The sequence below is a fragment of the Pseudomonas sp. BAV 4579 genome (assembly GCF_009765395.1).
GTDB classification, from domain to species: Bacteria; Pseudomonadota; Gammaproteobacteria; order Pseudomonadales; family Pseudomonadaceae; genus Chryseomonas; species Chryseomonas aestiva.
In genome coordinates, this window is the sequence record NZ_WHOV01000065.1 from 13005 (window position 1) to 35949 (window position 22945).

Here is a 22945-nt window from a genome sequence, read left to right on the forward strand (position 1 = left end):
CCTCCATGGCACTGCTCAAGCGGGTGGCCGAACGCGACCGCCCGACCCTGGCCTTCACCCTCGACGGCCAGCCGGCCGAGGGCCTGCAGGGCGATACCCTGCTCACCGCCATCCTCACCCAGAGCGATCACCTGCGCGGCAGCGATTTCGGCGGCGAACCCCGCGCCGGCTTCTGCCTGATGGGCGCCTGCCAGGATTGCTGGGTGCGCCTGGCCGACGGCCGCCGGGTGCGTGCCTGCGCCACCTTTCTCGAAGCGGGCCAGCAGGTCAGCCGCGATCCAGGGCGGCCGCTGTGAGCGCCGTCGTGGTGGTGGGTGCCGGACCGGCGGGCATTCGCGCGGCCCAGACCCTGGTCGCCCATGGCCTGGAGCCGGTGCTGCTCGACGAAAGCGCCCGCGGCGGCGGCCAGATCTATCGCCAGCAACCGGGTAATTTCCAGCGTCCGAGCAAGGCGCTTTACGGCTTCGAAGCGGGCAAGGCCCAGGCGCTGCACAGCGCTTTGACCGAGATGCAGACGACGCTGGACTATCGACCCGACACCCTAGTGTGGAATGCCGAAGCGCGCGCCCTGGATACCCTCAGCCAGGGCCGCTATGTCGATCGCCTGGCCTTCGACCAGGTCATCGTCGCCACCGGCGCCACCGACCGCATCCTGCCGGTGCCGGGTTGGACCCTGCCCGGCGTCTACAGCCTGGGCGCCGCCCAGGTGGCGCTCAAGTTCCAGGGCTGCGCCATCGGCAGCCGCCCGGTGCTAGCCGGTACCGGTCCGCTGCTCTATCTCGTCGCCTATCAATACGCCAAGGCCGGGGCCAAGCCACTGGCGGTGCTGGACAGCGCGCCCTTTCGCGACCAGGCCACGGCCACCCCGGCCCTGCTCGGTCAACCGACTACCTTCGCCAAGGGGCTCTACTACCGCAGCTGGCTGGCGCTGCACGGCGTGCCCGTGCACCAGGGCGCCGAGCTCCTGGCGGTCGAGGGCGAGCGCCGGGTGGAGGCCGTGCGCTGGCGCGCCGCCGACGGCGAAGCGCACCGGCTGGAGTGCGATGCGCTGGGCTTCGGCCAGACGCTGCGCAGCGAGACCCAGCTGGCCGACCTGCTGGGGTGCGACTTCGCCTGGAGTGTTATCAATCGGGCCTGGTTGCCGGTACGGGACAGTGGTGGACGCAGCAGTCAGACCGGGGTCTACCTGGCCGGCGACGGCGCTGGCATCCAGGGCGCCGATGCCGCCGAACTGGCGGGCGAACTGGCGGCCCTGAGTCTGCTGGAGGATCGTGGCGTGCCGGTGGACAGGGCGCGTATCCAGGCCCTGCAGGCACGCCTGGCGCGCTTCGAGGTCTTTCGCCAGGGCCTGGAGCGGGCCTTCCCCTTCCCTGCGGACTGGGCGGCCAAGGCGCCGGACGCACTCATGGTCTGTCGCTGCGAACAGGTCAGCGCCGGCGAGATCCGCGCCGCCGTGGCCCAGGGCCATTGGGAGATCAACAGAGTCAAGGCCACCTGCCGGGTCGGCATGGGCCGCTGTCAGGGCCGCATCTGCGGCGCGGCGGCGGCCGAGTTGATCGCCTGCGCCTGTGGCCGCCCGCTGGACCAGATCGGCCGGTTGCGCGCCCAGGCGCCGATCAAGCCGCTGCCCTTCGGCGTGGAGCTGGCGCCATGAGCCGGCTGGACGTGGATGTCCTGATCATCGGCGGCGGCATCGTCGGCAGCAGCGCGGCGCTGTTCCTGGCCCAGGGCGGCCAGCGCGTTGCCCTGCTGGAACGCAACTTCTGCGGCGCCCAGGCCAGTGGCGTCAACTATGGCGGGGTACGCCGCCAGGGCCGCCCGCTGGTGCAATTGCCGCTGTCCAGTCGCGCCCATCAGCTCTGGGGCGGTCTGCGAGACCTGCTGGGTACCGATGGCGAATACCTCAGATCCGGCCACCTCAAGCTGGCCCGCAGCGATACCGACTTCACCTCCCTGCAGGCCTATGCCCAGGCCAGCCAGGGCTTCGACCTCGACCTGCAACTGCTCGACCGGAGCGAATTGCGCCGGCGCTTTCCCTGGGTCGGCGACATCGCCGTGGGCGCCTCCTTCTGCCCGGAGGACGGCCACGCCAATCCACGCCTGGTCTCCCCGGCCTTCGCCCGGGCAGCCGCGCGTGCCGGCGCGCAGATCCTCGAGCGTACCGCCGTGACCGTCGTCGAGCACGACGGCCAGCGCTTCCAGCTCCGCACCGACAGCGGCCTGACCCTGAGCGCGCCCTGGCTGCTGAATTGCGCCGGCGCCTGGGCCGCGGAGCTGGCCACCCGCTTCGGCGAGCCGGTCCCCCTCACCGCGGCCCATCCGGCCATGCTGGTGACCGAACCGCTGCCGCCGTTCATGACCGCCAGCACCGGCGTGGAAGGCGGCGGCATCTATGCCCGCCAGGTGGCACGCGGCAATTGCGTGCTGGGCGGTGGACGCGGTTTCGCCCTCGACGCCGATCGCGCCCGCCCGGGCCAGCTGGCCATCCTCGACATCCTCAGAAACGCCGCCGAACTCTATCCGGCGCTCACCGGTGCCCAGGCGATCCGCACCTGGAGTGGCGTCGAGGGCTATCTGCCGGATCACCAGCCGGTGCTCGGCCCCAGTCTTACCACCCCCGGCCTGCTGCACGGCTTCGGCTTTGCCGGCGCGGGCTTCCAGATCGGGCCGGCGGCTGGCGAAGCCCTGGCCGAGTGCATCCTACAGGGCGCGCCCCGGCACAGCCTGCAGGCCTTTTCCATCGCCCGTTTCCCTTCCCAGCCCAGGAGTTCCCAATCATGCGCCTGACCCCTGCCCTGCTCGTGGCCCTCGCCGGCCTGCCCCTGGCCGCCGTGGCCGAACCGACGCTCTACCTCGGCATGAACGGCGGCACCATGGAGCGCCTCTATGCCGACAGCGTGCTGCCCGCCTTCGAGAAGGCGCACAACGTCAAGGTGGTGATCGTGCCCGGCACCTCGGCGGACATCCTCGCCAAGGTCCAGGCCAGTCCGCAGAAACCACCGATCCACGTGATGTTTCTCGACGACGGCATCATGTACCGCGCCATCGGCATGAATCTGTGCAGCCCGCTCAAGCCCAGCGCGAGCCTGGCGCAGATCCCCGACAAGGCCAAGATCAAGGACCAGGCCGCCGCCGTCAGCCTGGGCGTGACGGGTCTGGCCTACAACAGCCGGCTGTTCAAGGACAAGGGCTGGGCGGCGCCGTCCTCCTGGGCAGACCTCGCCGATCCCAAGTACAAGGGCAAGGTGGTGTTCCAGTCGCTGTCCTCGTCCACCTTCGGGCTGCACGGCTTCCTGATGTTCAACCGCCTCAAGGGCGGCACCGAGCAGGATGTCGACCCCGGCTTCAAGGCCTGGCCCACCACCGTCGGCCTCAATGTGCTGGAGTACATCCCCAGCTCGGCCAAGCTCTCGGAGATGGTGCAGACCGACGAGGCGGCGCTGTTCCCGCTCACGCCCACCCAGGTCACCGCGCTCAAGCTCAAGGGCATCCCGGTGGAATACGCGCCGCCCAAGGAAGGCGCCGTGGTGCTCAACGTCGCCGAATGCGTGACCGCCAACAACGACCAGCCGGAGCTGGCCCAGCAGCTGGCGGAATACCTGCTGACCCCCGAAGCCCAGGCCCCGGCGCTGGAACTGGGCGACCAGATCCCGTCCAATCCCAACACCCCCACCACCGACAAGACCCGCGGCCAGGTGGACGCCATGCAGAACTACCTGAAGACCGCCGTGACCATCGACTGGGACGAGGTCAACAAGGTACGGCCGCAGTGGAACGCCCGCTGGAACCGGCAGGTGGAGCGCTAGTCGCTCGAACAGCGCAAACGCACCGCTGGATGTCGACCCTGGACAACTCCGGTCCGGGGCGACCCCTCACCCTTGGCGGCTTCCATCACCAGGAGAGCCGCCATGGCCAACCCGCCCATCACCGTTCTGCGCGACACCCAACCCCTGCCCGTGGTCGATGCCTGCAAATGGGAGCGCATCGAGGGTGAGCCCCATACCGTCAACCTCAATGCCTACACCTCCGATGACGGCAGCAAGATCATGGGCACCTGGATCTGCACCCCCGGCAAGTGGCGCGTCGACTACGTGAAGTGGGAGTGCTGCCACTTCCAGGAGGGCTACTGCATCATCACCCCCGATGGCCAGCAACCCATTCACCTCAAGGCCGGCGACATCTTCGTCGTCGAACCCGGCATGAAGGGCACCTGGGAAGTGGTCGAGACGGTGCGCAAGTATTTCGTCTTCGCCTGATCCCGCCAGGCCCCGGCACCGCTGCCGGGGCCCAGGCTTCAGCGACCGTCGAAGCCGCGGAAGAAGCGCTCGGCGTTGTCGCTCAGGGTGTCCAGGTCGTACCCCCCTTCCTGCACGATCACCGTGGGCAGTCCCAGGGCCTTGATCCTTTCGCCCAGCACGCCGAATCCCGCCTGACTCACCGCCACCTTGGACTGCGGATCGTTTTCGTAGATGTCGAAGCCGAGTGACAGCACCAGCACGTCCGGCGCCCACAGCCGCAGCGCCGCCTCGGCCTCATCCAGCCGGGCGAAGAAATCCGCCTCGGAGGCGCCGTGGGGCATCGGCAGATTCAGGTTGCAGCCCTCGCCCCGCCCGCTGCCGCGTTCATCGGCGAAACCGGCCACCACCGGATAGAAATTGGTCGGATCGCCATGGATCGACAGGTAGCAGACGTCGTCCCGGTCATAGAAGATTTCCTGGATTCCCTGGCCGTGGTGCATGTCGGTATCGAGGATGGCGACCCGAGCGAAGCGCGCGTGCAACTCCTGGGCCGCGATGGCGGCGCCATTCAGGTAGCAGAAGCCACCGGCCGCCTCGGCGCGAGCATGGTGCCCCGGTGGGCGACAGAGGGCATAGGCGGCTGGCGCGCCGTCCCGCACGCAGCGCGCCGCAGCGATGGCGCTCTGGGCGGAGCCATAGACGGCGGCCCAGGTCTGGACGCCGATCGGGCAACTGCCGTCCGCCAGGTAGCGGGCGGTCTGGCCGAGGATGCCACGCAGCGGGTTGTTCTCGCGGACATAGATGTTCGACATCACCTCGTCACCCCAGTCCTCGGGCACCTGGTGCCAGTCGCGATAGGCATTCTCCAGGTAGGTCACATAGGCCTCACCGTGCACGGCATGCAGTGGCGCGCGGCCGTGATCCGCCGGCTGTTCGAGGGGATAGTCCAGCCGCTCCACCGCGGCCAGCAGGGCGTCGAGGCGGGCCGGCACTTCCTGGGGGGTGCGCATCTGGCCACGGGACAGGTAGCTGCGCGGATGATGCAGGCGCTGATCGGGATGGAAAAAGGTCTTCATGTCATCTCTCCTGCTGGCCCGCGCGGGCCAGCACGGCATTGAACAGGACGTCGGCGCCGCGACGGACGTCATCGAAACTGGCCGATTCGGCCTCGTTGTGGCTCAGGCCGCCGGCACAGGGGATGAAGATCATCGCCGTGGGGCAGTGCCTGGCCAGGTGGATGGCGTCGTGACCGGCGCCGCTGATGATGTCGCGGTGGGGATAGCCCAGCGCCTGGACCGCCTCGCGCACGGCGGCGACGCAGTCGGTGGCGAAGGGGGTAGCAGGGCTCAGCCAGTGCCGCTGGACGTCCAGCGACAAGCCGCGCTCGTCGGCCACGGCGGCCAGGCATTCGCGTGCGGCGGTTTCCAGCGCTGCCAGGGTCTGGTCCTGGGGGTGACGCAGGTCCAGGGTGAAGTGCACCTCGCCGGCGATGGTGTTGCGCGAGGAGCGCGCCACGTCCAGTTGCCCCACGGTGACCAGTCCGTCGCCGAAGCGAGAAGCCAGATCCTCCAGCGCCGAAAGCATCCGGCCGACGCCGAACAGAGCATCCCGGCGCCTGGCCATGGGGGTGGTGCCGGCGTGGGCCGCGGTGCCGCGGACGCACACGTCGAGCCAGCAGATCGCCTGGCCCCCGGTGACCACGCCCACGGCCAGGCCTTCGTCTTCGAGCACCGGTCCCTGCTCGATATGGGCCTCGAAATAGCTATCGAAGGCCCGCCCCAACGGCTGGTCGCCGGCATAGCCGATGCGTTCCAGACTCGTGGCCACGGAGATGCCGTCACGGTCGCAGGTCGCCAGGGCCTCGGCCAGGGGCAGCTGCCCGGTGAAGACCGCGGAACCCAGCATGGCCGGCGTGAAGCGCGCACCCTCCTCGTTGGTCCAGACGGCGACTTCCAGGGGTCGCTCGGTCTGGATGTCCGCGTCGTTCAGACTGCGCATCACCTCCAGCCCGGCGAGCACGCCATAGACGCCATCGAAGCGCCCGCCCTTGGGTTGGGTGTCCAGATGGCTGCCCATGACTACCGGCGTGGCCTGGTCATCACGCCCCGGACGACGGGCGAACAGGTTGCCGATGGGGTCCACCGTCAGGCTGAGGCCGGCGGCCACGCACCACTGGCTGAACAGCGCCCGCCCCTGGCGATCTTCTTCGCTCAGGGCCAGGCGACTGCTGCCCCCGGCCTCGCCCGGACCGACCTCGGCCATGGCGGCCAGACTCTGCCAGAGGCGCTCGCCATCAATTCGATACATGCTGGATTCCTTGTAATCAGGCGGGAGAGACATGGGCAGTGGCCTCCCGACGGCGCGCCAGAGCCGCCACGCACAGCAGTGACAGGCCGGCCAGCAGGGAGTAGAAGACCGCCAGCGGCCACCACTCACCCGTGAAGCGATGGGCCAGCAGGGTGCCGACCATGGGGGTCAGGCCACCGGCAATGGCGCCACAGACCTGGTAGGCCATGGAGATGGCGGTGTAGCGCACCCGGGTAGCGAAGACGCCACTGACGAAGCCGGCGATCACCGCATAGAAGGACGCCATGCAGGCGGCCGCCAAGGCGATTCCCAGTACGATCAGCGGCGCCGAGCCGGTCTTGACCAGCACGAACATCGGATAGGGCGAGGCCATGGCCAGGGCCGCGATCAACAGCAGGAAACGGGCGCTGCCCATACGCTCGGCTAGCAGCGCGGCCAGCGGCTGGACCAGGAACTGGATGAGGGCGACGAACAGCAGGCAATCAAGGATCAGCGAGCGCGACAACTCCAACACCTGGGTGGTGTAGCTGAGCATGAAGGTGTTGGTGAAATAGACCCCGGCGATGCCCAGGGTATTGGCGCCGATGCACAGCAGCAGCGGACGCCAGGCGGTACGCAGCACTTCGGCCGCCGGCGCCTTGGCCGTTTCCTGGCGCTCCTTCATCTCGGCGAATTCGGGGGACTCGTCCACACCCAGGCGGATGGCCAGGCCGACCACCAGCAGCAGCGCGCTGGCCAGGAACGGCAGGCGCCAGCCCCAGTCGAGCAGATCCTCTTCCGGCAGGCTGGTGACGCTACGAAAGGCGATGATCGACAGGATCAGGCCGGCCGGGCTGCCCCACTGGGCGAAGGAGGCGAAAAAGGTCCGTCGACCGGCCGGTGCATGCTCGCCGGCCATCAGCACGGCACCGCCCCATTCGCCACCCACGGCGATGCCCTGCACCACCCGCAGCAGGATCAGCAGGATCGGCGCCCAGACGCCGGCCTGGCTGTAGGTGGGTAGCACGCCGATGAGCACGGTGACCACCCCCATCATCAGCAGGGTGACGATCAGGGATTTCTTGCGGCCGATGCGGTCGCCGATATGGCCGAAGACCAGGCCACCCAATGGCCGGGCGAAGAACCCCACGGCGAAGGTGCCGAAGGCGGCCAGGGTGCTCAGCAAGCGGTCTTCGGAGGGAAAGAACAGCTGGCCGAAGACCAGCGCGGCGGCGGTGGCGAAGATGTAGTAGTCGTACCACTCGATGGTGGTGCCCACGAAGGCAGCGGCGGCGGCGCGCCTGGGTTGGCGACGCGGTGAGGTGGACGGCATGCAGGGTGCTCCTATCGACTGCCGGAAAGAGGGGCGACGCGGCGGTTTGAAAGGCCGGACGCACGGAGAGCCATGGGCAGGGGCGATCAGGGAGACATGGACGCAGCACTCCTGGGGGTATCGTTCTTGTTGGGCAGGAGAGAGAGAAGAATGCAGGAGCGTTCTAGGGCGCCTTGACGTCGTTATCCCTTGGCGGGCTAAGATTAGTCAATTTTCTAATTCTTATACTTATCTATAAGCATGGCTAATAATCAGGATAGACCGCTCTCCCCTGCGCCCTTGCCAGACGGTCGGCGGTTTCTCAACGATCGGCTGGACTGGAATCTCCTGCGCACCTATCTGGCGATCGTCCAGGAAGGCAGCGTGAGTCGTGCGGCGGCGCGGCTGCACCTGACTCAGCCGGCAGTGAGCCAGGCCCTCAAGCGGCTGGAGGAACAACTCGATTGCGCGCTGATCATTCGCCGGGGGCCGCGCTTCGCCCTCACCGAGGCCGGCGAAGAGGTGGCCCGCATCGCCAGCGACCTCTATGGCAACGTCTCCCGCCTCGGCGCTGCGCTGGAGCGCTCAACGGAAACCGTGGTGGGCAAGGTGCGGATGCTCACCATCAGCCGCATCCAGTCGCGCTGCTACGACGACTTCCTCGCCGACTTCCACCGCCGCTTTCCGCGGGTGGAACTGGAGATCGACGTGATGCGCAGCTCGGACATCATCAGCTCCCTGCTGCAGAAGACCGCGACCCTGGGCCTCGCCCTCTGCCGTATTCCTCAGCCAAAACTGGAGCAACGGGTGCTTTTGCAGCAGCGCTATGCCTTTTTCTGCGGACGTCGCCATCCCCTGTTCGGGCGCAGTGACCTGTCGCTGGCCGATCTGCAGGGCGAGAACTTCGTCAGCTTCACCAGCGACCAGATTGGCGGCAGCCTCTCGCCGCTCACCATCTTCCGCGATCAGCAGGGCTTCACCGGACGGATCGTCGCTTCCTCACCCAGCCTCGAAGAAATCCGCCGCCTGGTCGGCGCCGGTTACGGCATCGGCTGTCTGCCCCAGCATGTAGTGGCCGAGGACGTGGCCGCCGGCGAACTCTGGCGACTGCCGCCCGGCGAAGGCGTGGCCGATGTCGAGGTGCACCTGCTCTGGCACCGCGAGCAGCGCATGACCCAGGCGGAAACGGCGCTGCTGGAAGGCTTCCAGCATCTGCTGGCGACCACCGAGGTGGCCGCGCGGCTCTAGGCGCTTTCACTCTGGCAGCGGGAAGCGTCTTGCTATGCTGGTCCGCCGGATACCCCCGCTAAGGAGCCCCCATGGATCCCTACCCTCGCCCTGGCACCTGGCGAGAGCGCCTGTACGTCATCATCTTCCACACCTACACCCCGGCCGGAAGACTCTTCGACACCCTGCTGCTGGCGGTCATCATGGCCAGCCTGGGCGTGGTGATGCTGGACAGCATCCAGGCCATCCATCTGCGCTACGGCAGTTGGCTCTATGGACTGGAGTGGATCTTTACCGCTCTCTTCGCCCTCGAATACCTGCTGCGGGTATTTTGCGCACCCCGGGCGCGAGAGTACGTCTTCAGCTTCTACGGCCTGATCGATCTCCTCGCCGTGCTGCCGGCCTTTATCGCCCTGCTGGTTCCCGATGCCCAGTATCTGCTGGTCATCCGGGTGTTGCGGATGATGCGGGTGTTCCGCGTGCTCAAGCTGACGCCCTACCTGAGCCAGGCGGATTTCCTGATGGTGGCGCTGAGCAGCAGCCGGCAGAAGATCACCGTCTTCCTGCTGGCCATCTGCACCCTGGTGACCATGTTCGGCACCTTCATGTACGTCATCGAAGGACCGGCCAACGGCTTTACCAGCATCCCGCGCAGCATCTACTGGGCGGTGGTGACCCTGACCACCGTGGGCTTCGGCGACATGGTGCCCAAGACGGCGCTGGGCCAGACCCTGGCAGGCATGATCATGATCACCGGTTATTCGATCATCGCCGTGCCCACCGGCATCTTTACCGCGGAGCTGGCCAACGCCATGCGCAGCGCCACGCTACAGCGCGACTGTCCACGCTGCCAGAAGCCTACCCACGAGCCTGACTCCTCCTTTTGCAATCGCTGCGGCAATCCGCTGTTCCCTCCTACTGAGAAGAGCCAGCCGGAGGAGTCGGCCCACTAGACCGGACGCTACGTCTCAGGGCGTGGCGTCGCTGGCATAGCAGGCCCAGGCCGGGCGCGTGGCCAGGCGTTCGAGATAGGCCGCGATCGCCGGCGCCGCGATCCGCTCGAGCGGAGTGCACCGCCAGCGGTGCAGCGACAGGCCCAGGGCAATGTCGGCCAGGCTGAAGTGCTCGCCGGCCACATAGGGACCATGTTGCGCCAGGTGCGCCTCCAGAATGGCGATGCGCGCGTTCCAGGCGGCGACGCCTTGCGCCAGGCGCTGCGGATCGGGCTGCGGTGGCTGTTGCTTCACCAGGGCCAGATAGGCGTAGCTCCAGGCCGGATTGAGTTCGCAGGCCTGCCAGTCCAGCCACTGATCGACCCGTGCCCGGGCGCGCGGCGCGGTGGGATACAGCGCCTCGCCGCCATGGGCATTGGCCAGGTAGCGCAGGATGCTGTTGGATTCCCAGAGCACGAAGTCGCCGTCCAGCAGGACCGGGATCTGGCCATTGGGATTCCACTGCAGGTACTCGGCGGATTGCGCCGAACGGAAGCCGGCGCCCCAGTCCTCGCGCTCATAGCCCAGGCCCAGTTCGTCGAGGCACCAGAGCGCCTTGCGGACGTTGATCGAAGAGACGCGACCAAGGATCTTCAGCATGCCGAGGCGACCTCCAGAGGCAGGTGGTTGAGATAGGACTCGATATTGCCGAGCGCGCGCTGCACATAGTCCTCCTTCTCGCCCACCGGTGCCACGTAATGCAGCACCTCGGCCGCGGCCTCGCGGCCCAGCAGCCGGGCGATGGCCCAGGCCGCCAGGTAGCTGGAGGCCAGGCAGCCGCCGGCGGTGGCCAGGTTGCCGCGGGCGAAGAAGGGCTGCGCCAGCACCTCGATGCCGGCTTCCTGCACCCAGGGCTTGGTGGTGAGATCGGTGCAGCCGGGTACGCCGTCGAGCAGGCCGAGGCGCGCCAGCAACAGGGTGCCGGAGCACTGGGCGCCGATCAGCTGGCGTCCGGGGTCGAGCACCGCCAACTGTTCCAGCAGGGCGGCGTCTCGCGCCAGTTCCCGGGTACGGCTGCCACTGCCCACCAGCACGGCGGTGCAGTCTGCCAGTTCGTCGAAGCCAGCCTGACGCTCCAGGCGAACACCGTTCATGGAGGTCACGCAGGGGGTCGGCGCCATCAGCGAGACCCGCCAGTCCGGACGCTTGATGCGATTGAGGAGGCCCAGGGCGATCAGGGAATCCAGTTCGTTGAAGCCGTCGAAGGTGAGGATGGCGAGGTGCATGGGGCTACCAGGGGCGCGGGGTGAAGCGAGAGTCTCGGCCGCACGGGCGGGCGTCGGCCAGATACAGTGCCGCGCCAGGCGGGCCATACAGTCAGGCCGGCCAGCGACAAACCGCTCTAAGGCGGGCAATAGCACCCCTGCCCTACTTGGAAGCACTAGCACTTAGCCATTACAGTGACGCACCCTGGCCGAGCCATCGGCCGATTTGCCATCGTCCAGCGGCCCTACCCCTTTCCGAGATGTCGATGGACGACGATATTCGTTATGAACAGCATGTCCGCCGGGTGCTGCGCACGCCCCTGCTGGTGTTGCAGCCCCTGATGCTGGCGATGTGGCCGCTGAGTCTGTGGAGCAATCCGCTGATCGGCAGTCCCTACAAGGCGCGCTATTTCGCGCTGATGCTGCTGTTGCTGGGGATCAGCGCCTTGCTCAGCGTGGCGCGCAGCGCGCGCATGATGAGTCTGACCTTCACTGGCAACATCTGGGCGCTCATCCTCGCCTTTCGCATCCAGATTCAGGATGGCGGCGCCCTGGGTCACTACTGGAATCTTCCCATCGCCATCGTCGTCGTGCTGGGCACCTGCGGCCTGACCTATCGCCTCTCCCACTACCTGACCACCCTCGCCGGCGCTGCCTTCATCCTCTTCGCCGGTCAGGCCCAGCTGATACCCACCGCCATGCCGGTGCAGCTGGTCGGGTTGCTGGTCGGCGCCACCCTGGCCATCGGCATCGCCTACAACCACGCCAACAGCCAGTGGATGCGGCGGACCTTCATTCTCAAGGAGCGCTATCGGATTCTCGCCGAGACCGATGAACTCACCGGAATCGCCAACCGCCGCAAGCTCCTCGAACGGGTCGATGCGGCCCGCGGCGAGAGCGGGCAGGCGCCCAGGCATTTCGTCATGCTCGATATCGACAACTTCAAGGAGATCAACGACCGCCACGGCCATCAGGTCGGTGACCAGGTGCTGTTCGCCACGGCGCGGCAACTGGATCAGCTCGATCCGCGGTTGCAGGGCGGCCGGCTGGGCGGCGAGGAATTCGGGCTGCTGATCCGCGACCTCGACGAGGCGCGGGTCAGTCAGCTGCTGGAAACCCTGCGCAGGCGCCTGGCTGAAGCCGAGCCCCTGGGTATCCGCTTCAGTGCCGGGGCGCTACGGCTCACGCCGGAGCTGTCGCTGAACGAATTGCTGCGCCAGGCGGACGAAGGGCTCTATCGGGCCAAGCGCCAGGGCAAGGACCAGACCGTCTGGATCCGTTGAGGGTCGCTACTCCAGCTTTTCCACCTTCACCGCGGTGGTGCCGTCGTCGACCATGTCCACCCGCCGGGCAGCGGCGCGCGACAGATCGATGATGCGGCCGCGGATATAGGGGCCGCGGTCGTTGATGCGCACCACCACGGCGCGATCGTTTTCCAGGTTGGTCACCTTGACCCGGGTGCCAAGCGGCAGGGTCTTGTGAGCGGCGACCAACTCGTTGTTGTTGAAGGTCTCGCCACTGGCGGTTTCCTTGCCATGGAATTTGCGTGCATAGAAGGAGGCCTTGCCGCGCTGCTCGAAGCTGGCTTCCTTCTTGATTGGCGCGGCGACGGTCTTGGCATCCTTTTCCTGGCAGGCGCTACAGGCGAGCAACAGGAGCAATACAAGAAATCTGGGACGGCTGAACACGTTTCACCTTCCTCTTCTTCTTCGTTTTGGGAAAGCAACGCACTGGGGAATGGATTCAGCTAGCTCAGAACCGATCCACCACCCAAGGGTTCGCGAGGTATGGCCATAGGCCGCCATATCTGTGACGGACCCCGCAAGACCCGACTAGGGCGCCGGCAGCACGTACCTGAGGATGGCGACGAAGTGCAAGGCGCTGCCGGCCATGACGAAGCCATGCCAGATGCCATGCCAGTGGCGGAAGCGATCATCGAAGACGAAGAACAGGATGCCCACGGTATAGAGCACGCCGCCGGCCGCCAGCCAGGCGAAGCCTTCACCGCCCAGGCGGTCCAGCAGCGGCCCCACCGCCACCAGCACGATCCAGCCCATGACGGCGTAGATCACCAGCGACAGGATGCGCGCCTCCGAGCGCGGCTTGAGCTCCTGCGCCATGCCGATCAGCGCCAGGCCCCAGACGATGCCGAACAGCGTCCAGCCCCAGGGCCCGCGCAGGGTCACCAGGCAGAACGGCGTGTAGCTGCCGGCGATCAGCAGATAGATCGACAGGTGATCGAGCTTCTGCAGCAGGCGTTTCGCACGCCCCTTCACGCTGTGGTAGAGGGTCGAGACGCTGTAGAGGATCACCAGCGCGACCCCGTAGATGGCCACGCTGACGATGCGCCAGGGATCGCCCTGCAGGCTGGCCAGCACCACCAGGGTGATGGCGCCGGCCAGGGCCAGCAGGGCGCCGACCAGATGGGTCCAGGCATTGAGACGTTCGCCGTGATACATGCGTCCTCCGGTATGGGTCGCAAACGGGCTCAGGGTCTCGCCGAGCCCTCGCGACGGGCAGTGAGGCGCTCGTAGCGGTAGAGCAGCGGCTGGATGGAAATCCCGTGGACCGCGATGCTCAAGGCCACCACCGACAGAGTCAGGTCGACGATGGTCCCGGCCCAGTCGGCCGTGACGTGATGCGTGAGCGCGTAGCACAGATAATACAGGCTACCGATGCCACGGATGCCGAACCAGCCGATCAGCGCACCCTGGTGGCGATCGATGCGGGTGAAGGGCAGCATGGTGGCCACGCCCAGCGGGCGGATCACCACGAACAGCAAGGCGCCCAGCAGCAGCGCGCGGCTGTCCCAGTGGGTGATCAGCACCACCCCGAGCAGGGTCACCAGCAGCACCTCGAAGGAGCGCTCCACCAGGCTGCCGAAGGCGAGCATGTCGCCCATCATCACCCCGGCCGCCATCCGCGGCTCTTCGATGTCCTCCGCGCTGGCCACGGTGGCGCGCTCCGGCGCGCCGGTGAGATGACCGATCACCGGCTGCGCCAGATGCTCGGAGGGTGTTTCCGCATGGCCGGAGGTCTGCACCTCGGCCTGGCGCAGGCCCAGGCCGGCGGCGAACACCGCGAGAAAGCCGAAGGCGCCGATCTCGTCGGCCAGCACATAGGACAGGGCGATCAGCGCCAGGGCGAGAAAGTCATTGGGCGAGATGGTGCTGTCGCCATGCCGGGTGCGCAGGAAGATCATCAGCCGTCCGACCCCCTTGCCCATGAAATAGCCCAGCAGCAGACCCGCCGGCACGCCCCAGACCACGTTCTTGAGGAACCACTCCAGGGTCCAGCCCCACTGCAGTTCGCCGTGCTGCAGGAGCAGCAGGCCGAGCAGCACGAAGGGAAAGGCGGTGCCGTCGTTGAGACCCGCCTCGCCGGAGAGACCGAAGCGCACCCGGTCAAAATCCTGGGCGTGGTTGACCTGCACCAGTCCGGCCAGCACCGGATCGGTGGGCGCGAGGATGGCGCCGATCAGCAGGGCCACGCCCCAGGGCAGGCCGAGCAGATAGTGGGCCACCAGGCAGACCCCGGCGATGCTGAGGATCATCACCGGCCCGGCCAGCAGGTAGGCGCCGTGCCAGGAGGAGCGATGAAAGGACAGGCGCAGCTTGAGGCCGCTGACGAACAGCGAAAAGAGCACGGCCACCTCGGTGAGGTGACCGATCCAGGTCGCCGACTCCTGGAAGTTGACTTCGGCGAGCCCCAGGCCGATGGGACTGATCAGCATGCCGAAGGCCAGACAGACCACCGAGGTGGTGACCGGCAGCCAGCGCAGATAGGCGGATGTCAGGGCCAGGATCATCAACAGCGATCCCAATACCCCGACCCAGACGAGAAATGTCATGTGGGTAGCGTGATCCAGAACAGAAGAAGGAGAGCGGGTAGCGAACGCCACCCTGGTGATGGAGACTGCGCAAACGCAGCCACGGTGCCCCCTATCTGCCGAATGGCGCGCGCAGTCGTGACCCCGTGCCCATCGCCGGGGTCCCATGCCCTATAGTCCTAAAGGAAAGTCTCTCCTCGCATGAGCGATCACCGCCTCCGCAAGCAACGCCGCCTCGAACGCCTGCAGCGCTTCCTCGACTGGGCCGGCCGCACCCATCCCGACTTCGTCGCCAGGCAACAGCACCAGGAACTCTGGTTCAAGCCCTATTCGGGTTATCCCCTGCCGCACCTGGGGCGGATCGCCAAGGCCTTCTGGCTGGGCCTGGACGAAGCCGCCGCAGTGGCTGCAGGCAGCTCGCCCGATCCCGACAGCCTGCTGGGCCAGGCGCTGCTCAGTGCCGGCAAGACCTTTGGCTATCCGGTGGATGTCTTCGGCAGTGAAAAGCTCTTTACCGGCGGCGCGGCAAGCGAATTGCTCGAACCCCACTGGGCGCTCAATCTGGCTGACAGCGCTTGCGCCGAAGCCTTCGCCGCCGCGGTCGGCGAATGCCTGGGTGATGCCGTGCGCCAACGTCTGAGAATCCTGGCGGAACCCTTCGCCGAGCTGGCCGACGAGGATCGCCAGCGGGTGCTGGAGCGGGTGCCCCAGGTGCTGATACGTCTGGACGACTTCCTGCCACGGGCGGTGGAGGTGCTCAACGAGACGCGCCACGAACTGAGATTCAACGTGGTCCTGACCCACGAGGACATACGCCTGGAGATCCCCCGGCGGCTGGCGGCCAACCAGGGCCGCCTGCTCGGCGCTGCCGATGTCGCCGCGCTCAGGGCCGAAGCCGAGGCGGACCTGCGCGAGCGTTTCGCCGTGCTGGTGGGCGAAGCCGATGCCCTGGACTTCGATCTGCACCAGCTGGGCACGCCGCGTCTGCAGGAGCTGATGCGCCTGGAAGCCGACAAGCTGCGCCGCGCCCTGCGCCATGCGGTGGCCCAGCAGCGCGAGAAGATGGCCTTCGCCGTGCTGCTGGAAAACAACCCGCGCTTCGGCCAGTACCACCAGAACTATCCGGCCCGGCGGCTGACCCGCACCTGGACCGCCCTGCTCGGCCCCACCAACAGCGGCAAGACCCACAGATCCATCGAGGCCATGGCGGCGGTGACCCATGCCATCTACCTCTCGCCGCTGCGGCTGATGGCCCTGGAAAACCAGGAGCGCCTGGAATCCCTCGGCGTACCCTGCTCGCTGGTCACCGGCGAGGAGGAGATCATCCGTCCGGGCGCCACCCACTTCTGCTGCACCGTCGAGGAATTCGCCCGCTTCCGCCGCCAGCATTGGGAGGTGGTGGTGGTCGACGAGGTGCAGATGCTGGCCGATCCGCAGCGTGGCTGGGCCTGGGTCGATGCCCTGGTCAGTGCCCACACCAAACGCTTGCTGATGACCGGGCCGGCGCTGATCGAACCCTCGCTGCGCACCCTCAGCGCCCTGTGCGAGGACCGTCTGGAGATCAAGCCCACCAAGCGCCTGTCACCGGTCACGGTGGCGCGCCACACCACCACCCTGGAACGCCTGGAACCGGGTTCGCTGCTGGTGGCCTTCAGCCGGCGGGTGGTGCTGGAACTCAAGGGCCTGCTGGAGATGGCCGGCCGCCGGGTCTCGGTGGTCTACGGCGCCCTCTCGCCGGAAGTGCGCCGGGAGCAGGCACGGCGCTTCCGCGAAGGCGAAACCGAGATCATGGTCGCCACCGATGCGGTGGGCATGGGCCTCAACCTGCCGGCCCACACCCTGTGCTTCTACACCGATGAGAAATTCGACGGGGTGGAGAATCGTCCGCTGCGGGTGCAGGAGGTCAAGCAGATCGGCGGTCGCGCCGGGCGCTTCGGTCACCATGCCGAAGGCGAGATCACCGCGCTGGAGCCCCATGTACTGCGCAACATCAAGCGGCTGTTCCACAGTCCGGACGATCCGCTGGACCTGCACCAGTTCCAGGTGCGGCCGAGTCTGGAGCACCTGCGCGCGCTGTCCGAGTTCATGGAAGAGCCCAGCCTGCTGCGCACCTGGCTGACCTTCAATCGCAACATCAACTATGGCGACGCCTTCGTCTCGGTACTGCCCGACGAGCTGGCCGAGTGGATCAAGCTGATCGACCTGCCCGGCATCGATTTCCAGCTGCGCTGGATCTTCGCCTGCACGCCGATCCGCGGTGGCCTGGAAGGCCCGGCTAGTAGCCAGGCCCAGCGCTGGCTGCGCAGCGTCGCCCGCGGCGAGCCGGTGGACCTGCCGCGCATCCCCATGGGTACCGATCTCGCCGGGCTGGAAAGCGCCCTGCACGTGGTGGAGATCTATCTGCACCTGTCGCGCAGCCTGCCCGAGCTGTTTCCGGCCCTGGAACGCGGCCAGGACCATCGCGACCTGCTCAACGACGCCATCACCCGGGAGTTGTCGCGCCGGCGGCGGCCACGCGGCCAGGAAAAGGATCAGGGCAAAGGCAAGGGCGAGCGCCGCCAGGGACGGGGCGAACGTCGCGGCGGACGCTTCGGCCGTTAGTTTCGTAGGTTGGCGCCGAGCGCAGCGAAGCCCAACAACGTGGCCACAGGATGGCGGCACAGCCTCATCTATCGGTCGAGGCAACTGGCCAGCGGAAAAGGCTACGCGGTATTCCACGCTACGGCGATGCGGCAGGGTAGTTCACCAAGTTGCAGCCTACGTAGGGGCGGCCGCGTCGGCGGACCGCCAGGGCCGCAATAAGGCAGCTGCTCCTACAGACCCTAGTGTGGAAAACGGCGCAGCCTTTTCCACGGGGCGTCCGCCGCGAGGGACTCCCTCACCCCAGCCCTCTCCCCAGGGGAGAAGGGGCGATTTGCGCGGCGGTTCGTCTTCGGTGGCTCAGACGGTTGCTCCTACAGGGACTTCGCCAGCGGCACCCGTGCCTTGAAGCTCCAGGTAAAGCAGAATTCCGCCACCTGCTCGCCGCTTTCATCGGTACCGACGCTGCGCAGGCTCAGGGTCTGGGGCTCGCCCGTCGCGCGCGCCTGGACCAGCGCTGCGGCGATGGCCGCGCCCTGGTCGCAGCGAAAGACGAGGGTACCCACGGCCTTCTTGCTGAAGGTCGCGCTCATGGCCACCACCAGCATGGCATAGCGGGTGCCGGAGCGGCGGATGTGCCGGTCGGCGAGGATGCCGGTGGAAAATTCCGCCGCCATGCCCTCCACCGCCCAGAACATGCTCTTGAAGGGATTCTGGTTCAGCCAGCCATGGGTGACCTGTATCTGGCAGCCGGCATCGTCCAGGTGCCGTAGGCGCAGGCCGGCGATCTTGGCGATGGGCACCTTGGTCCAGACGAAGAGATTGAACAGCAGTCGATTCATGGCGAGCGCATCCGGCAGCCTGGCCGGAGCGCCAGGTGTCCGCAGCTTAGCGCTTCGTCCCGGGCCGCTCCACGACTGGCGGGCGCGGCCCGGCAGACAGTTCGCGACCCCTGGGTCGCGTGGCCGGGGCGCCTCGCCGAGGAGGCGCCCGCGGGCGTTACAGCGGATTGGCGTTGAGCTGCTCGGTGTAGCGCCGCGTCATGAAGATCGCGAACAGCAGGCCGGCCACCGCCAGGCTGCCACCCACCAGGCCGATGTAGGGCATGCCGACATGGGTCCCCACCACGCTGCCGAGCAGGGCGCCACCGCCGATGCCGACGTTGTAGATGCCGGAGAACAGCGCCATGGCGACGTCGGTGGCGTCCTTGGCCAGGGCCAGCACCTTGGATTGCAGCGCCAGGCCGAAACTCATGATGGCGATGCCCCAGACCACGCTCAGCCCTTCCAGCATGTAGCTCTTCCAGGCGAAGGGCAGCAGCAACAGCAGCGACAGGGCGATGCCGGCGATGGCCGCGACCAGGAAGCCATTGGGGAATCTCAGGCTGTAGCGGCTGAACAGCAGCGAACCTATGACCCCGGAACCGCCGAACAGCAGCAGCAAGGCGGTGATCTGCATGCCGCCCATGCCGGCCACTTCCACGGCGAAGGGCTCGATGTAGCTGTAGCCGGTGAAGTGGGCGGTTACTACCAGGGTGGTGAGCAAATAGATGCACAGCAGCGCCGGGCGCTTGAACAGCACCGGCAGGCTGGCCAGGGAACCGGAGTTCTCGCTGGGCAGCAGCGGCAGGTTGCGCGCCAGCCACAGGACCGTGCCCACCGCCAGCGCCGCGATGGCGACGAAGGTGTAGCGCCAGCCCAGCAACTCGCCCAGTACCCGACCCAGCGGAATGCCCAGCACCATGGCCAGGCAGGTGCCGGTGGCCAGCAGGCCGAGCGCCTGGGTCTGCTTGCCGGCCGGGGCGATGCGCACCGCCAGCGAGGCGGTGATCGACCAGAACACCGCATGGGCAAAGGCGATGCCGATGCGGCTGGCCACCAGCACCTCGAAGCTCCAGGCCACCCCGGAGAGGCCGTGGCAGGCGATGAAGACGATGAAGACGAACATCAGCAGACGGCGCCGCTCGATGGAGCGGGTGGCGAGCATCATCGGCAGCGACATCAGGGCGACCACCCAGGCATAGATAGTCAGCATCAACCCGACCTGCGAGGGACGCAGGTCGAAACTGCGGCCGATGTCGCTGAGCAGCGCCACCGGGACGAATTCCGTGGTGTTGAAGATGAAGGCGGCCAGGGCCAGGGTGATGACACCGGACCAGCTGGATTTCCGGGCTTCGGCGGTAGCATCCATGGGGGGTCTTCTACTCCAGAGCGAAAGGGTGGACAGCGACTTCCAGGCAGAAAGCCGACGACGAAAACCCACGAGCAAAGGCTTGGCCCGCCTGCGACGCCTGTTCGCGAGCGAGAAGTCTGCTGTAGGTAGGGATTGGAATTGGATGTGGTAAAAATTCTACGCTGTCGCTTCGGACCCTCACAACCACCCGCAGTTGCGCTCGGCTGCCGCAATTGGCGGTCCAGAGTACCCAACTGCCTGATCGGCGGCGCTTTTTCGCCTGGTAACCGGCCTGGCAGCTGCCCGTCGCTGCGACAAAACATCGCGAAACCTTTTGTCCGGCTCAAGCGGTTGGCGAAAGGCAGCGGGTCATTGACCTTGCCCCCGGGGCAAGCTCTAGCCTCGCGTCATCAGCCCAGTCAGGAGCTCTGAACATGCGTATTGCCCTTACCTCCACCCTGCTCGCCCTCACCTTGCTGGCGGGCGGCGTCGCCCAAGCCGCCGAGGCCCAGCACCCGGCCCACCAGGACATGCAGAAGAGCATGGAGACCATGCACCAGGGCATGGAAGAAGGCCTCAAGGCCAAGGACCCGGACATGGCCTTCGCCAAGGGCATGCTGGCCCACCACGAGGGCGCCGTCGACATGGCTCGCTACCAGCTCCAGCACGGCAAGGACCCGGAGATGCGCAAGCTGGCCGAAGACATCATCCAGGCCCAGCAGAAGGAAATCGACCAGCTCAACCGCTGGATCAAGGCCCACGCCAAGTGATGGTGCGCCGCGTCCGGGACTGGCACAGTGAGCTATCTGTCCCGACGCGGAGACCGCCATGCTGATCGACCATCTGGATCATCTGGTCCTGACCACCACGGACCTCGCCGCCTGCGAGGATTTCTACACCCGGGTGCTGGGTATGCGCCTGGAGACATTCGGCGCGGGGCGCAAGGCGCTGCGCTATGGCAACCAGAAGATCAATCTGCACGAGCGGGGGCACGAATGCGAACCCAAGGCCCACCTGCCGGTGCCGGGCGCCCTCGACCTCTGCTTCATCGCCCGTGAGCCGCTGGACCAGGTGATCGCCCATCTGCAGCGCGAGGGCTGGCCGATCATCGAAGGCCCGGTGGCACGCACCGGCGCCACCGGACCGATTCGCTCGGTCTATGTGCGCGATCCCGACCTCAACCTGATCGAGATCGCCGAGTACCTGGCCTAGCGCGGCCGACCGAACACCTGGGTCCAGTAGAGGCTGTGGGTGCTCCGCGGATTCAGGGCATAGGCCGCACCCATTTCGCTGAATTCCGGATTCATCAGATTGGCGCAGTGGCCCGGACTCGCCAGCCAGCCCTGCATCGCCTGGGTGACCGAACCGGCGCCGGCAGCGATGTTCTCGCCGATGCGGGTCCAGCCGTAACCCTGCCTGGCCACCCGCTCGGCCACGGTGCCGCCGCCGGGGGCGGTGTGGGAGAAGTAGTCGCGACCGGCCATGTCTTGGCTGTGGGCCAGGGCGGCATTGGCCAGCGCCGGATTCCAGCGCAACGGCGTGGTGGCGGCGAAGCGGCGGGTGCCGCAGGTGCGCGCCTGGGCCCGGGCGCGATTGACCTCGGCGAGCACCGCCTTGCCGGCGGTCTGCCAGTCGTCCAGGCCGGCGCTCACCACCGGCCGCGCCAGCACCAGTTGCCAGCGCGGTCCCTGCTGACTCACCCCGATCTGCGCATAGTCACTGCTGGCCAGCGGTCGGCAATACTGCTGGCGCAGCCCGGCCATGGCCGCCTGGGCGGTCGGCGCGCCTGCCAGCATGATCACCTGCACCGCCGACGCCTGATAACCCGCGGCGCGCAGATCGCTCTGCAGCCGATCACGACCGGTCAGGCGCACCGCCGCCAGGCGACCGTCAGCGGCGAGGGGCGCCGCGGCGCGGGTGCCGGGGCAGCCCTGGGGCGCGGCGCGATAGGCGTTGATCAGGCTGACCAGCCGCGCCTCCTCAGGCGTCGCGGCCAGGGCGGCCTGGGCCAGCAGGCCGGTAGTCAGCAACAGGGAAAAGACAGATAGACGAGGCATGCGCGAGCGGATCCGGAAAACAGGGAAACAGGGAAACAGGGAAACAGGGAAACAGGGAAACAGGGAAACGCTATGTACCCGGCCTGAACCCGAGGCGCAAGCCAGGCGACGAGCCAACCGAGGAACGGATGGCAGTTTGCTTGCAGGGGTGATTGGGGTAGGCTCGCCGGCTCATTCAACAGGAGTCTCTCCCATGGCCAAAGCCTCTGCCCGCCACATCCTGGTTTCCGACGAAGCCAAGTGCAACGAACTCAAAGCCGCCATCGAAGGGGGCGCCGACTTCGCCCAGGTGGCCAAGGACAATTCCAGCTGCCCCTCCAGCCGCCAGGGCGGCGACCTGGGCACCTTCCGCCCGGGCCAGATGGTCAAGGAATTCAACACCGTGGTGTTCAGCGCGCCGCTGCACCAGGTCCAGGGTCCGGTAAAGACCCAGTTCGGCTATCACCTGGTGGAAGTCACCAGCCGCGAGGATTGATCGCGCCGGTGCTCCCGCTGAAGGCGGGAGCACCCTCCCCACCCTGCCTCCAAACGACTATCCTGCAGACTTCCTGCCTCCCGAGGATAGCGCCTTGTCCCTGCCCCTGGAACGTCACGGCCAGTGCCTGTGCTGCGCTGTTCAGCTGGATTGTCGCCTCGATACCCTCGCCGTTTCGGCCTGTCATTGCCGGACCTGTCGCCGCTGGGGCGGCGGCCCGTTGCTGGCGGTGGAATGCGCCCAGCCGCCGGTGATCGGTGGCGGCGACGCCCTGACCGTCCATGCCTCGTCCGCCTGGGCCGAGCGCGGCTTCTGTCGCCACTGCGGCACCCACCTGTTCTACCGCCTCAAGGCCGAGCCGCACTACGCCATCCCGGTCGGCCTGCTCGAAGGCGCGGACTGGTTGCTGGACAGCGAAATCTTCATCGAGGAAAAGCCGGCCTGGTACTGCTTCACGCACTCGCGCCGCCAGCTGAGCGGGGCCGAAGCCTTGGCCGAGCACGATAGCCGGGACTAGCTGCCCGGGTTCGCCCCCGGGCGCCAGCCATGACCGCTGGTCGCCTGACCCCGGG

Annotated in this window: 24 protein-coding genes; 13 read left to right on the forward strand and 11 right to left on the reverse strand. The window is 67.3% G+C overall.

Features of this window, described 5'->3' with window-relative positions; translation table 11 throughout:
* The first annotated feature begins 5 nt into the window (after positions 1–5).
* From GSQ95_RS14305 to GSQ95_RS14325, 5 genes are all read left to right on the forward strand, one after another.
* Positions 6–296: a (2Fe-2S)-binding protein gene (locus tag GSQ95_RS14305; RefSeq protein WP_007160508.1), complete on the forward strand. Its 291-nt coding sequence runs from the start codon at positions 6–8 to the stop codon at positions 294–296.
* Positions 293–1654 (forward strand): NAD(P)/FAD-dependent oxidoreductase, encoded by a 1362-nt coding sequence (locus tag GSQ95_RS14310; protein ID WP_158894048.1) that lies wholly within the window; start codon positions 293–295, stop codon positions 1652–1654. The genes GSQ95_RS14305 and GSQ95_RS14310 overlap by 4 nt, the downstream gene beginning before the upstream one ends.
* Positions 1651–2787 carry an FAD-binding oxidoreductase gene (locus GSQ95_RS14315; RefSeq protein ID WP_158892764.1) on the forward strand — a complete coding sequence of 379 codons (1137 nt, stop codon included), beginning with the start codon at positions 1651–1653 and terminating at the stop codon, positions 2785–2787. Before GSQ95_RS14310 ends, GSQ95_RS14315 begins: the two co-directional genes overlap by 4 nt.
* Positions 2778–3806, forward strand: coding sequence for an ABC transporter substrate-binding protein (locus GSQ95_RS14320; protein ID WP_158892762.1), 1029 nt, complete (start codon positions 2778–2780; stop codon positions 3804–3806). The genes GSQ95_RS14315 and GSQ95_RS14320 overlap by 10 nt, the downstream gene beginning before the upstream one ends.
* Positions 3807–3908: 102 nt before the next feature.
* Positions 3909–4256 (forward strand): cupin domain-containing protein, encoded by a 348-nt coding sequence (locus GSQ95_RS14325; protein WP_158892760.1) that lies wholly within the window; start codon positions 3909–3911, stop codon positions 4254–4256.
* Positions 4257–4294: 38 nt separating this feature from the next.
* Here GSQ95_RS14325 and GSQ95_RS14330 read toward each other — a convergent pair whose 3' ends face one another.
* The 3 genes from GSQ95_RS14330 to GSQ95_RS14340 are packed head-to-tail and all read right to left on the reverse strand — an operon-like array spanning position 4295 to position 7857.
* The gene (locus GSQ95_RS14330; protein WP_158892758.1) at positions 4295–5314 is read right to left on the reverse strand and encodes a histone deacetylase family protein; all 1020 of its coding nucleotides are present in this window, start codon (positions 5312–5314) and stop codon (positions 4295–4297) included.
* Between the two features lies 1 nt (position 5315).
* The gene (locus GSQ95_RS14335; RefSeq protein ID WP_158892756.1) at positions 5316–6545 is read right to left on the reverse strand and encodes a Zn-dependent hydrolase; all 1230 of its coding nucleotides are present in this window, start codon (positions 6543–6545) and stop codon (positions 5316–5318) included.
* A gap of 16 nt (positions 6546–6561) precedes the next feature.
* Positions 6562–7857: an MFS transporter gene (locus GSQ95_RS14340; RefSeq protein ID WP_158892754.1), complete on the reverse strand. Its 1296-nt coding sequence runs from the start codon at positions 7855–7857 to the stop codon at positions 6562–6564.
* Positions 7858–8097: 240 nt separating this feature from the next.
* Between GSQ95_RS14340 and GSQ95_RS14345 the strand changes: the two genes are divergently transcribed.
* Together GSQ95_RS14345 and GSQ95_RS14350 are read left to right on the forward strand one after the other, a co-directional pair.
* Positions 8098–9084, forward strand: a complete 987-nt coding sequence (locus GSQ95_RS14345) for a LysR family transcriptional regulator (RefSeq protein WP_158892752.1) — start codon at positions 8098–8100, stop codon at positions 9082–9084.
* 71 nt (positions 9085–9155) lie between these two features.
* On the forward strand, positions 9156–10016 hold the full coding sequence (locus tag GSQ95_RS14350) for an ion transporter (RefSeq protein ID WP_158892750.1): 861 nt from the start codon (positions 9156–9158) through the stop codon (positions 10014–10016).
* 15 nt (positions 10017–10031) lie between these two features.
* Here the strand turns inward: GSQ95_RS14350 and GSQ95_RS14355 are convergent, their stop codons facing one another.
* Positions 10032–10655, reverse strand: a complete 624-nt coding sequence (locus tag GSQ95_RS14355) for a glutathione S-transferase family protein (RefSeq protein WP_158892748.1) — start codon at positions 10653–10655, stop codon at positions 10032–10034.
* A complete protein-coding gene (locus GSQ95_RS14360) occupies positions 10649–11281 on the reverse strand; it encodes a DJ-1/PfpI family protein (RefSeq protein WP_158892746.1) in 633 nt (210 codons plus the stop codon). Before GSQ95_RS14360 ends, GSQ95_RS14355 begins: the two co-directional genes overlap by 7 nt.
* A gap of 245 nt (positions 11282–11526) precedes the next feature.
* On the opposite strand from GSQ95_RS14360, the gene GSQ95_RS14365 reads away from it, so the two are divergent.
* Positions 11527–12543 (forward strand): diguanylate cyclase, encoded by a 1017-nt coding sequence (locus GSQ95_RS14365; RefSeq protein WP_158892744.1) that lies wholly within the window; start codon positions 11527–11529, stop codon positions 12541–12543.
* A gap of 6 nt (positions 12544–12549) precedes the next feature.
* Here the strand turns inward: GSQ95_RS14365 and GSQ95_RS14370 are convergent, their stop codons facing one another.
* The 3 genes from GSQ95_RS14370 to GSQ95_RS14380 form a co-directional block, all read right to left on the reverse strand.
* Positions 12550–12948, reverse strand: a complete 399-nt coding sequence (locus GSQ95_RS14370; RefSeq protein ID WP_158892742.1) for a septal ring lytic transglycosylase RlpA family protein — start codon at positions 12946–12948, stop codon at positions 12550–12552.
* Positions 12949–13092: 144 nt separating this feature from the next.
* Positions 13093–13719, reverse strand: a complete 627-nt coding sequence (locus GSQ95_RS14375) for a hemolysin III family protein (RefSeq protein WP_133863286.1) — start codon at positions 13717–13719, stop codon at positions 13093–13095.
* 29 nt (positions 13720–13748) lie between these two features.
* Positions 13749–15110: a sodium:proton antiporter gene (locus tag GSQ95_RS14380; protein ID WP_178118412.1), complete on the reverse strand. Its 1362-nt coding sequence runs from the start codon at positions 15108–15110 to the stop codon at positions 13749–13751.
* A gap of 180 nt (positions 15111–15290) precedes the next feature.
* On the opposite strand from GSQ95_RS14380, the gene GSQ95_RS14385 reads away from it, so the two are divergent.
* Positions 15291–17690 carry a DEAD/DEAH box helicase gene (locus GSQ95_RS14385; protein WP_158892740.1) on the forward strand — a complete coding sequence of 800 codons (2400 nt, stop codon included), beginning with the start codon at positions 15291–15293 and terminating at the stop codon, positions 17688–17690.
* Positions 17691–18043: 353 nt separating this feature from the next.
* Here GSQ95_RS14385 and GSQ95_RS14390 read toward each other — a convergent pair whose 3' ends face one another.
* Together GSQ95_RS14390 and GSQ95_RS14395 are read right to left on the reverse strand one after the other, a co-directional pair.
* Positions 18044–18511, reverse strand: coding sequence for a DUF4442 domain-containing protein (locus GSQ95_RS14390; protein ID WP_158892738.1), 468 nt, complete (start codon positions 18509–18511; stop codon positions 18044–18046).
* 157 nt (positions 18512–18668) lie between these two features.
* Positions 18669–19859 (reverse strand): sugar transporter, encoded by a 1191-nt coding sequence (locus GSQ95_RS14395; protein ID WP_158892736.1) that lies wholly within the window; start codon positions 19857–19859, stop codon positions 18669–18671.
* Between the two features lie 416 nt (positions 19860–20275).
* On the opposite strand from GSQ95_RS14395, the gene GSQ95_RS14400 reads away from it, so the two are divergent.
* Together GSQ95_RS14400 and GSQ95_RS14405 are read left to right on the forward strand one after the other, a co-directional pair.
* Entirely contained in the window at positions 20276–20611 is a 336-nt protein-coding gene (locus tag GSQ95_RS14400; RefSeq protein WP_158892734.1) for a DUF305 domain-containing protein, read from the forward strand.
* Positions 20612–20672: 61 nt separating this feature from the next.
* Positions 20673–21053 carry a VOC family protein gene (locus GSQ95_RS14405; protein WP_178118417.1) on the forward strand — a complete coding sequence of 127 codons (381 nt, stop codon included), beginning with the start codon at positions 20673–20675 and terminating at the stop codon, positions 21051–21053.
* Here GSQ95_RS14405 and GSQ95_RS14410 read toward each other — a convergent pair.
* On the reverse strand, positions 21050–21898 hold the full coding sequence (locus GSQ95_RS14410) for a CAP domain-containing protein (RefSeq protein ID WP_158892730.1): 849 nt from the start codon (positions 21896–21898) through the stop codon (positions 21050–21052). The genes GSQ95_RS14405 and GSQ95_RS14410 overlap by 4 nt on opposite strands.
* 193 nt (positions 21899–22091) lie before the next feature.
* Between GSQ95_RS14410 and GSQ95_RS14415 the strand changes: the two genes are divergently transcribed.
* Both GSQ95_RS14415 and GSQ95_RS14420 read left to right on the forward strand, forming a co-directional pair.
* Positions 22092–22373 (forward strand): peptidylprolyl isomerase, encoded by a 282-nt coding sequence (locus GSQ95_RS14415; protein WP_158892728.1) that lies wholly within the window; start codon positions 22092–22094, stop codon positions 22371–22373.
* A 94-nt stretch (positions 22374–22467) separates the two neighbouring features.
* Complete coding sequence (locus GSQ95_RS14420; RefSeq protein WP_158892726.1) at positions 22468–22890, forward strand: GFA family protein; 423 nt, start codon at positions 22468–22470, stop codon at positions 22888–22890.
* Positions 22891–22945: the final 55 nt, after the last annotated feature.